This is a genomic window from Microbulbifer sp., from assembly GCF_051659245.1.
Taxonomy (GTDB): domain Bacteria; phylum Pseudomonadota; class Gammaproteobacteria; order Pseudomonadales; family Cellvibrionaceae; genus Microbulbifer.
In genome coordinates this window covers 1-9,404 of the sequence record NZ_JBOFOC010000197.1, presented here as the reverse complement: position 1 = coordinate 9,404, position 9,404 = coordinate 1, and the positions used below count along the sequence as shown (strand labels likewise).

10 protein-coding genes are annotated in these 9,404 nt (G+C 64.0%); 3 read left to right on the top strand and 7 right to left on the bottom strand.

Annotated elements, in window-relative coordinates; all coding sequences use genetic code 11:
* Window positions 1–59 precede the first annotated feature (59 nt).
* Window positions 60–938, top strand: a complete 879-nt coding sequence (locus tag ACRC0P_RS18705) for a cation diffusion facilitator family transporter (RefSeq protein WP_438632821.1) — start codon at window positions 60–62, stop codon at window positions 936–938.
* Here ACRC0P_RS18705 and ACRC0P_RS18700 read toward each other — a convergent pair.
* Entirely contained in the window at window positions 935–2,473 is a 1,539-nt protein-coding gene (locus ACRC0P_RS18700; protein WP_438632820.1) for a succinylglutamate desuccinylase, read from the bottom strand. The genes ACRC0P_RS18705 and ACRC0P_RS18700 overlap by 4 nt on opposite strands.
* A gap of 99 nt (window positions 2,474–2,572) precedes the next feature.
* Window positions 2,573–3,925: an MATE family efflux transporter gene (locus ACRC0P_RS18695; protein WP_438632819.1), complete on the bottom strand. Its 1,353-nt coding sequence runs from the start codon at window positions 3,923–3,925 to the stop codon at window positions 2,573–2,575.
* Window positions 3,926–3,992: 67 nt separating this feature from the next.
* On the opposite strand from ACRC0P_RS18695, the gene ACRC0P_RS18690 reads away from it, so the two are divergent.
* Window positions 3,993–4,610: an HvfX family Cu-binding RiPP maturation protein gene (locus tag ACRC0P_RS18690; protein ID WP_438632818.1), complete on the top strand. Its 618-nt coding sequence runs from the start codon at window positions 3,993–3,995 to the stop codon at window positions 4,608–4,610.
* A 324-nt stretch (window positions 4,611–4,934) separates the two neighbouring features.
* Window positions 4,935–6,461, top strand: coding sequence for an ATP-dependent RNA helicase RhlB (rhlB, locus tag ACRC0P_RS18685; RefSeq protein ID WP_438632817.1), 1,527 nt, complete (start codon window positions 4,935–4,937; stop codon window positions 6,459–6,461).
* A gap of 18 nt (window positions 6,462–6,479) precedes the next feature.
* On the opposite strand, the gene ACRC0P_RS18680 is transcribed toward rhlB, so the two are convergent.
* Genes ACRC0P_RS18680 through ACRC0P_RS18660 form a run of 5 tightly spaced genes read right to left on the bottom strand, consistent with a single transcriptional unit; the run spans window position 6,480 to window position 9,203 of the window.
* The gene (locus ACRC0P_RS18680; protein WP_438632816.1) at window positions 6,480–7,259 is read right to left on the bottom strand and encodes a M48 family metallopeptidase; all 780 of its coding nucleotides are present in this window, start codon (window positions 7,257–7,259) and stop codon (window positions 6,480–6,482) included.
* Window positions 7,260–7,268: 9 nt separating this feature from the next.
* Entirely contained in the window at window positions 7,269–7,718 is a 450-nt protein-coding gene (locus ACRC0P_RS18675; RefSeq protein WP_438632815.1) for a YbjQ family protein, read from the bottom strand.
* 6 nt (window positions 7,719–7,724) lie between these two features.
* Window positions 7,725–8,039: a YbjQ family protein gene (locus ACRC0P_RS18670; RefSeq protein WP_438632814.1), complete on the bottom strand. Its 315-nt coding sequence runs from the start codon at window positions 8,037–8,039 to the stop codon at window positions 7,725–7,727.
* A 12-nt stretch (window positions 8,040–8,051) separates the two neighbouring features.
* Window positions 8,052–8,891 (bottom strand): sulfate transporter CysZ, encoded by an 840-nt coding sequence (gene cysZ, locus ACRC0P_RS18665; protein ID WP_438632813.1) that lies wholly within the window; start codon window positions 8,889–8,891, stop codon window positions 8,052–8,054.
* Window positions 8,892–8,903: 12 nt separating this feature from the next.
* Window positions 8,904–9,203 (bottom strand): PA4642 family protein, encoded by a 300-nt coding sequence (locus tag ACRC0P_RS18660; RefSeq protein WP_438632812.1) that lies wholly within the window; start codon window positions 9,201–9,203, stop codon window positions 8,904–8,906.
* Window positions 9,204–9,404: the final 201 nt, after the last annotated feature.

The window sequence follows — 9,404 nt, the reverse complement described above, 5'->3', positions numbered from 1 at the left end:
GGGCGGATGGCCGCCCCGCCGCTCCTACAAGAGATCGAGTTAACAGGGGGGGGGAATCCGTGCACGACCACGTCCACCACCGCCGCGGCAGCGGCCACCTGCGCCCGCTGGTCTGGGGCCTTGTCATCACCTTCGCCTTCGCCATGGTCGAGGCGGTGGGCGGCTGGCTGTCCGGTTCCCTGGCGCTGCTCGGCGACGCGGGACATATGGCCACCGATTCCCTGGCACTGGCGCTGGGCGCGGTGGCCGCGCTGCTGGCGCAGAGGCCGGCAGACCGGGAATTGTCTTTCGGTTGGGGGCGCGCCGAGGTGCTGGCGGCGATCGTCAATGCGGTGTTTATGCTGCTGATTATCGCCGGTATCACCTATGCGGCGATAAACCGCCTGCGCGATCCGCAGCCGGTGCAGGGCGGTGTGGTGATGGTGATCGCGGCCATCGGTCTGCTGGTGAATGTGCTGGTGGCCTGGGCGCTGCACCGCGGCGAGCAGACGCTGAATATCCGCGGCGCACTGCTGCATGTGATGGGCGACCTGCTGGGCTCGGTGGCCGCGCTGGTCGCCGGTGCGGTGATCTATTTCACCGGCTGGACGCCGATAGACCCGCTGCTGTCACTGCTGATCTGTATTCTGATTCTGATTTCCAGCCTGCGCCTGTTGCGCGACGCGGTGGATGTGCTGATGGAGCGGGTACCGCGGGAGCTGAGCCTGCCGGTGGTGGGCGAGACCATGGCGGCGGTGGAGGGTGTGCGCTCGGTGCACGACCTGCATATCTGGCGTTTAGACAGCAGCACCATTTCGCTCTCCGCGCATATCGTGGTGGACGACCTGCAGGCCTGGCCCGGGGTGCTGGAGCGGCTGCGGGAGACTCTGATCAAGCGCTTCGCCATTGAACATATCACCCTGCAGCCGGAACCCATTCAATTGACGGTGATCGGTTAGTCTTCGTCGCTCTCCACAGTCTCTGGCTCCTGCGACCTCTCCACCGGCTCCCCGGCGGGTTTTTCCGGGGCCGGCTCGTCGGTGGTGGTTCCCGCACTTTCCGCAGCACTTTCTGCCGCACCTTCTACTGTGCCTTCGGTTTTCTCTTGCTCCGGTGGCGGGCTCTCCGCGGTCACTTCCTCCGGTGGGCTGATCTGCTCCTGGGGGGCCTGGATGCCGATATGGTAGGCGGCGAAGCCCGGTTGCACCACCTGGTTCATGGCCATGCCCAGTACCCGGCCGTTGTACTCGGAGCGGATTTCCTTGCGCACGTTGGTGATCGGGTTGGTGACGGTGCCGAGCAGGTCTCCCTTGCGCACGGACTCGCCGAGTTTCACTTCGCTGAAGATGATCCCGCCGGTGGTGGCGCGCTGCCAGGTGGAGTTGTAATAGACCGGCTCCGGGTCGCCCCAGAGGCGGAACTTGCTCACCATGGCCAGTTGGTTCAGCAGGGTGCGGATGCCCTTGACACTGTGGCTCACGGACACTTCGTCGAGCACCATGGGCGCGCCCGCTTCCAGGGTCACGGTGGGAATGCCGGCGTTCACCGCCGCGCGGCGCAGGGTGCCCTTGGCCCCGTCGCTGTGCAGCACCACGGTGGAGCCGAAGCCCTTGGTCAGTTTCACCACCTTGGGGTTGGTTAGGTCGCCGCGCAACTGCGGCAGGTTGGTGCGGTAGAAGGAACCGGTGTGCAGGTCCACCACCGCGTTGCAATGGACGATCACCTCGTGGAAAAACGAATGGGCAATACGGGAGGCGGAGGAACCGTTGGGGTCCCCGGGAAAGTGGCGATTGAGGTCGCGGCGGTCGGTGAGATAGCGGGAGCCGCGGTGGAAACCCTGCAGGTTGACGATGGGCACGCCGATCACCGCGCCGCTCAGGTTGGCCGGGTCCAGGTTGTACATCACCCGGCGCACCGTCTCGATGCCGTTGAGTTCGTCGCCGTGGATCGCCGCGGTAAGGCACAGGGACGGCCCCGGCCTGGCGCCGTTGACCACCAGTACCGGGGTGGCGCTGTAGACGCCCTCGAAGTGCTGGCTGGGCGACCAGGCCAAACGGGTCGAGGTGGCCGGCGGTACTTCGGAGCCGAGCAGGCGCAGGGGGGTGGCGACTTCCAGTGCGAGCGGTTTTTCTTCCTGAGTGGCGGGATCACCGACTGCCGCTTTCTCTTCGCCGCTCTCCTCTTTACCGTTCTCCCCCCGCGCGGGAGTTTGCGCTTCGTCGCTGCCGACAGCGGTTTCGGGGGCCTGCGTTTCGGGCTGCTCTGATTCCGGCCGCTCCGGTTCCGGCTGTTTTGACGCCGGCTGTCTTGTTTCCGGTTGCGGGAGGGGAATAACGACCTCTTCGTCGATGGGTCTGTCCAACTGGATATTTTCCGCCTGGGGCACGCCGCCTTCCGGGTCGTCCTCCTGCTCGGTCAGTGCGAATGTGGAGACGGAAATCAAAAGCAGGACTGAACACAGCAGAGGCCGACGCAAAGGCGGGCGCAGAAACATGCAATAACTCCGATCTTGTGGTGATTCATAGGCGACTTGGACGGGCAGTATAGCGAAAGCGTTCCCAGCGAATTGCGCGGCGGTCGGCGAAAACGCGGATCAGGTTGCCGGTATCGCCTTGTGGCTGGTGCGCCGGAGACGCAGGCCGAGGAGAATGGAAGCCACCCCGAGGCCGATACAGAGACCGGTCCAGTAGCCGTACACGCCCCAGAGATTCTCCCCCAGCCAATAGGCGCTGCTGAGTCCCACCAGCCAGTAGGAAAACATCTGCAGGACCATGGGCACGCGGGTGTCCCGGTAGCCGCGCAGCGCGCCCCAGGACATGGCCTGGGCCACGTCCACCAATTGGAAGGCGGCACATAGCAACAGCAGGTTGGTGGCCACGGCGATGATATCCGTGTTGGCGGTATAGGCGAGCACGAAGGGGTACCGCAGGGCGATCAGCAACACGCCGGTGGCGAGGGCGTACAGCAGCCCGCTGCCGACCCCGACCGCACTGGTAAAACGCGCGCGTTTGGGTCGGTTCTGGCCCAGCAACTGCGCGGTGCGGATGCTCAGCGCCTGGGCCAGCGCCAGGGCCACCAGGTAGAAGATGGAGCCGATACTCAGGCCTATCTGGTGGGCCGCCACTATGGTGGCGCCATAGGGGGCCAGCAGTACCGTCAGGCTGGCGAAAAAGGTCACTTCGCTGGCGGCGCCGATGCAGACGGGCAGGCCCACAGCCAGCAGGTGTCGCTGGGTGGGCCAGTGGGGCCTGGGGGGCAGCAACCTGAGTTTCAGCGAGTGATAGGCCGGATCGCTGCCGGCGTGCCAGAAGAGTGCGGCGGCGATGGACCAGCTCACCAGGCTGGTGGCCCAGCCGCAGCCGGCGCCGCCCATGGCCGGAACCGGCCCCGCGCCGAACACCATCAGGATATCCAGCGGGATATTCAGCACCGCGGCCGCGAGATAGATGCGCATCACCGGCCGCACCCGCCCCATTCCTTCGCAATAACCGCGCAGGGCCGTGCCCATGGCGAAGGGCAGGGTACCGGTGGCCAGTGCCAGCAGGTACTGCTGCATCACCCGGCGTACCGGTTCCTCGGTATCGATCCACTGACTCCACCAGGGCACCGCGAGCAATGCACCCACCACAACCAGTCCACCGATCAGGGCAATCCACAGCGCCTGTTGCAACTGCCGGGCGCAGCCGGGTTCGTCCCGCGCGCCGCGCAGGTGCGCCACCACCGGCGAGACAGCAGCCAGCAGGCCGATCAGGGTCACTGCGCAGACCGCCCAGATACTGGAGCCCAGGGCGAGGCCGGCGAGATCCACCTCGCCGGCGCGGCCGGCGACGATGGTGTCGGTCACACCCATGCTGACCACCGCCAGGTTGCTCACCACCAGCGGGCCACCGAGGGTGGTCAGGTGCGAGAGCTCGGTGGCGGCGGCGCGGCGGTAGAGTTTGGGCATGGTGTGTAACAGGTGGAGCGGCGCGCCGACTAAAGGAAAAATCAATTGCAATAAAGAGGGCGGGATTATGGATGGCGCACTGGGCGGGTTCAATCGGCTTTACGGGGTTTTTTTGCGCGGTGTGCGCTCGCTGGACTGGCTGGGTCCGCTGGCATTGCGCCTATATCTGGCTCCGATTTTTATCCTCTCGGGAATGAATAAAATCGGCAGTGTCGACGATGTGGCGGCCTGGTTTGGCAATCCCGACTGGGGCCTGGGCCTGCCGGCGCCGCTGCTGATGGCCTGGCTGGCGATACTGACCGAACTGGTCGGCGGTGTGGCACTGCTGCTGGGGCTGGGGGTGCGACTGGCAGCGGTGCCGTTGATGGTGGTGATGGCGGTGGCCGCGGTGACCGTCCACTGGCAATACGGCTGGTCCGCGCTGCCGGACCAGACCCTGGTCATGCCCTGGGAGTGGCGCCAGGACCTGATCGCCGAGGCGGCGGCGCGCAAGGGCCGGGCGGTGGAGCTGCTCAAGGAGCACGGCAACTACGGCTGGCTCACCGAGGCGGGGAGCTTCACGGTACTGAAAAACGGCATAGAGTTTGCCGCCACCTACTTCGCCATGCTGCTCGCGCTGTTGTTTAGCGGGGCGGGGCGCTTTGTCAGCCTGGACTACTGGATCTGGCGCCATTGCGCCAAATAGCGGCTCCCGCGTCGATAGAGTTAGGGCCCGAATGGTACTAAGTTAAGCGGAATCCCCTTGTAGGAGCCTGCTTGCAGGCGAATTGAGGTCGCGGCAAGGCACCGGGAATGTTCGCCTGCAAGCAGGCTCCTACAGCGCAATCCCCAGGGGCAGGAGCAGTTCGGGGCTTAACTGTGTGCCATTCAGTTCAGGCCCCGACCCATATAGGTGGTATACTCGTCGATTATTTAACCCACGCCGTCCATGGCGTTCGTCCTTCGGGCGCCATTGTCGGGTACAAATTCGCTCCCGGCGAATTTGTAAGCATTTGAGCGAGTATTTCACTTGATAGGAAAGTTGTTCCGCCGTTCCGCGTCCAAAGATGAACAGAGCCCTCAGCCGGTCGAGAGCCCTCAGCCGGTCGAGAGTTCTCAACCCCGCGAGGGCTCACAGAGCCCTCGGCCAAAGGGGGGAAAGAACCCCCAATCCGAGCCGGCCAGCCCCGATAGAGGCAGCTCCCGCCGCGGTAGGGGCGGGCAGCGCGGCGGCAGGGGCCAGAAAGCCAAGGCTCCCTGGTCCCTGGACCAGTTTCAGGTGCCGGAACAGGAAGGCAAGGTGCGCTTCCACGACCTGGACCTGCCTCTGGAACTGATGCACGCCATTTACGACCAGGGTTTCCAGTACTGCTCACCAATCCAGGGCCGCTCGCTGCCCCACACCCTCAACGGCCACGACCTGGTGGGCAAGGCCCAGACAGGCACCGGCAAGACCGCCGCCTTCCTGATCACCATTATCGACGACCTGCTCAAGAACCCGTTTGAGGGCGAGCGCTACGCCGGCGAGGCGCGCTCGCTGATCATCGCCCCCACCCGCGAGCTGGTGATGCAGATCGCCGACGACGCCAAGGCCCTGTGCAAATACACGGACCTGGAGATCCACACCCTGGTGGGCGGCATGGACTACCAGAAGCAGCAGCGCAACCTGAATGAGCGCCTGGTGGACATACTGGTCGCCACTCCCGGCCGACTGCTGGACTTCGCCAGCAACCGCGACTGTTACCTGGACCAGGTGGAAGTACTGGTGATCGACGAAGCCGATCGCATGCTGGATATGGGCTTTATCCCCCAGGTGCGCCGCATCGTGCGCCAGACTCCGCGCAAGACCCACCGCCAGACCATGTTCTTCTCCGCCACCTTCACCCCGGAAGTGGACTCCCTGGTGGAGCAGTGGACCCAGGACCCGGTGATCGTGGAGATCGAGCCGGAGCGGGTGGCCACCGACAGCGTGGACCAGCGGGTCTATCTGGCGTCCAGCGACGAGAAGTACACCCTGCTGTACAACATCCTGCAGAGCGAGGAGGTAGACAGCCTGATCGTCTTCGCCAACCGCCGCGACCAGTGCCGCCGCCTGCACGAAAACCTGGAGGCGCACGGCTTCAGCGCCGGTATTCTGTCCGGCGATATTCCCCAGAACAAACGCGTGCGTACCCTGGAAGATTTCAAGGCGGGCGTGACCAAGGTGCTGGTGGCCACCGACGTGGCCGGCCGCGGCATCCATATCGCGGGCATCAGCCACGTGGTGAATTTCACCCTGCCAGAGGAGCCGGAGGATTACGTCCACCGCATCGGCCGCACCGGCCGCGCCGGCAAGACCGGCACCTCCATCAGCTTCGCCTGTGAGGACGACGCCATGCGCCTGGAGCCGATCCAGCAATTGCTGGGGCAAAAGCTCAAGTGCGAACAGCCGCCCGAGGAGCTGCTGGTGGAGCCGCCCAAGGTAAAAGTCAAACGCAGTAGCGGGCCCGGTGGTGACAGTCGCGGTGGGCGCCGCGGTGGAGGTGGTGCTGGTGGTGGCCGCCGTCCGCGCCGCTGATTTAACTTTCCGCGCACTTTAATGGCCTAACGCTTCGATTGCCTCCAGCCGCTTGCGGGTCTGCGGGTGGCTGGAGAAATAGTGGCCCAGATAACCCTTTTCCTCTTTCCGCTTCAGTATCTGTTGGAACAACTCGCCCGCGCCCTCGGTATTGCCGTAGGCGCAGGTCATCAGGGCCAGGGCTTCCCGGTCCGCCGCGCTTTCACGTGCCTGAGAATACTGCGCCATCTGTAGGTTCAGCGCCGGATTCAGCAGGGCACCCAGGTCCGCGTTGCCGCCGGTGACCAGTGCGGCGCCGGTTACCAGCACTATCCCCCTGCCCAGGCCGCGCAAATGATCCCGGTGTCGGAAGTGGGCCAGTTCATGGGCCAGCACAAAGGCCAGCCCGCTCTCGCTGTGGACTGCTTCCAGCAGGCCGGAGGTGATCCCCAGGGCGCCGCCCGGAAAGGCCATGGCGTTCAGCTCCGGCGAGGCGATCAGGTGCGACGAGATGGGGTAGGGCAGGCCTGCGCAGGGGAGTAGTTGTTCCAGTACCGATTCCGTCAGTGCCAGTTGCTCCCCGGCCTCTTTCTCGCTGGCAAAGATTTTTCCCAGCGCCTCCAGGTTCATGGCGTCGTAGATGGCCAACTCCGTTTCGGCGGACAGGTGATCGACCGCGGTATCCACCAGCAGCCCCAGCGCCAGGTAGATGACTGCCAGTATTACCGCAAGACCGGCCAGCAACTGGCCGAAGTCCCGCAGCGGGTGGCGGCGCGGGACGTTGACGTTGTGTTCCGGCAGTCGGGGGCGATATTGCATTTCCGGGGTTTATTTTGGTTCGGTATAGATTGCCGTGCCGGTGGCCAGTACTTCAACAGTGCCCGTCTGCCGGCCCTGACCCTGGAATATCGAGGAGGTATCCACCCTCAGGTTAATGATCTGGGTGGCGCCGGGGCAGGATTCCTTGAGGCGCAGAGTGGCTTCGCGCCGCGCGCGATCCAGCAGGGTTTCATAGCTGCCGACGGTGCCGCCGAAGAGGGCGCGCAGGCCCGCGGCGATACGCTTGAAATAGTCCACGGAAATACAGCAGTTGCCCCTGACCAGTTCCGCGCGGGTAATGTGGCCCACTTCTCCAATCGGGTTGCGGCTGCTGGTGGTGGCCAGTTGGAGCAACGCCCGCTCGCGCTCTTCGATGCTGCGGAAGTGGCGCTTTTCCAGAAACTGCCCCACGCCATAGCCGGTGACCAGCAGGGCGAGAAAAATCCATAGCTCAATCACGGTGCTTTACTCCACGGTGACGGCGGTGCCATAGATATAGATTTCCGAGGCGCCGGCGGATACCGCCGAGGTGGAAAAGCGCACGTTCACCACCGCGTTGGCGCCCACCTGCCTGGCCTGTTGTTCCATACGTTCCAAGGCCTGGTCCCGGGCCTCAGTAAGCAACTCCGTGTAGCCCCTGAGCTCGCCGCCCACGATGTTTTTCAGTCCCGCCATCAGGTCGCGGCCCACATGTTTGGCGCGGACGGTGCTGCCGGATACGACGCCGTGAACGGCAGTGATGGTCTTGCCGGGAAATGTTTCGGTATTGGTAATCAGCATACTGCTTCCTTCTTATTGGTCTTGTGTTTCAATAACTTGGCCTGTGCCCGGATCCCCCTGCTGCCGCAGCCGCTTTATCCACAGCGCAGTACCGCCGGCCACCGCCGCCGGCATCACGAAAATATTCAGCACCGGCACCATCTTCGCCAGCATCACCGCGCCGCCGAAGCTCAGGGTGGTGAGCTTTTTGCGCAGCAGTATGTTTTTCAGTTCGTCGAAGGGGCGCTGGTGGTTGTCCAGCGGGTAGTCGACATATTGAATCGCCATGCACCAGGCGCCCCAGAGCGCGCCCATCACCGCGGGGATAAACACCGTCCAGCTGGTAAACAGGGCTACCACCAGGATCACCAGGCCCCAGCCGATAAAGTATCTCAGTTTGCGCAGTTCGCGCCCCAGGGTGCGCCATATCATGCGACCCAGGGGCTCCGCGGGCGGTGGGCGGCCGGTGAGAAGCTCCTCGACCTTCTCCGCCAGGAAGCCGTTAAACGGCGCGGCGATAATATTGGTGATAATGGCGAAGACGTAGCCGTAGACAAAAAAGAACAGCAACAGCACTGCGAGGGCGATGAGCCAGGCCAGCCACTGGAACACATTGGCGGCCCAGGCGGCGCCCTTGGCCATGGTGGCCTCCCACCAGGACATATTCTGGGTGTCCACCGGCGTGTGTGAGAGCAGGCTGCCGAGGTAGTCCGCGAGGCCACCCAGTTGCGAGAGCATCACCGCGGTCAGCGCGATAAACAGCACCAGGTTGATTAGCAGCGGCACTATGATAAACGGGCGCAGTTCGCGCCGGGTCAGCAGTTTTGCGCCGTAGATCAGTGCGTCCACGCCGTGCACCGGGTTGGAGGTCATGGCGCCCGCTCCTTAAGGCTGGGCCCCGGCGGCCCGCAGGATGGCCGCGTAGTCGCTGCTCTGGCGGTGTTCCTCGATACGCGCCAGCAGGGTCTTGCCGTCCGGCCCCTGGCTGTTGAGGTCCAGGTTCTGTTCCCGGAACAGGCGCACGAAGGTCTCGAAATTTTCCGCTTTCATACTGCGGTAGGCGCGCTCCAGCAGGTAGTAGTCGCGGGTCACGCCCTCGGGTGGTTCGCCGACCAGGAAGCCGGCAATGCGTTCGTCGTCGAAGACTTCGCCGAGGACTTTTTGTTTGTCTTTTTTCAGGCTCACAATTTTTTCCTTAATTCATTCTTCCCTGTAGGAGCGGCTGCTGGCCGCGATCGGCATCTCCGTATGGCGTTGAGATCGATCGCGGCCAGCGGCCGCTCCTACAAAGGTTCAAGGTAACTACTCACTCATAGGGCACCTGCATTGGCTTAAGCGAGCCACCCTGTAGGAGCGGGCCATGCCCGCGAACAGAGCCCGATCGCG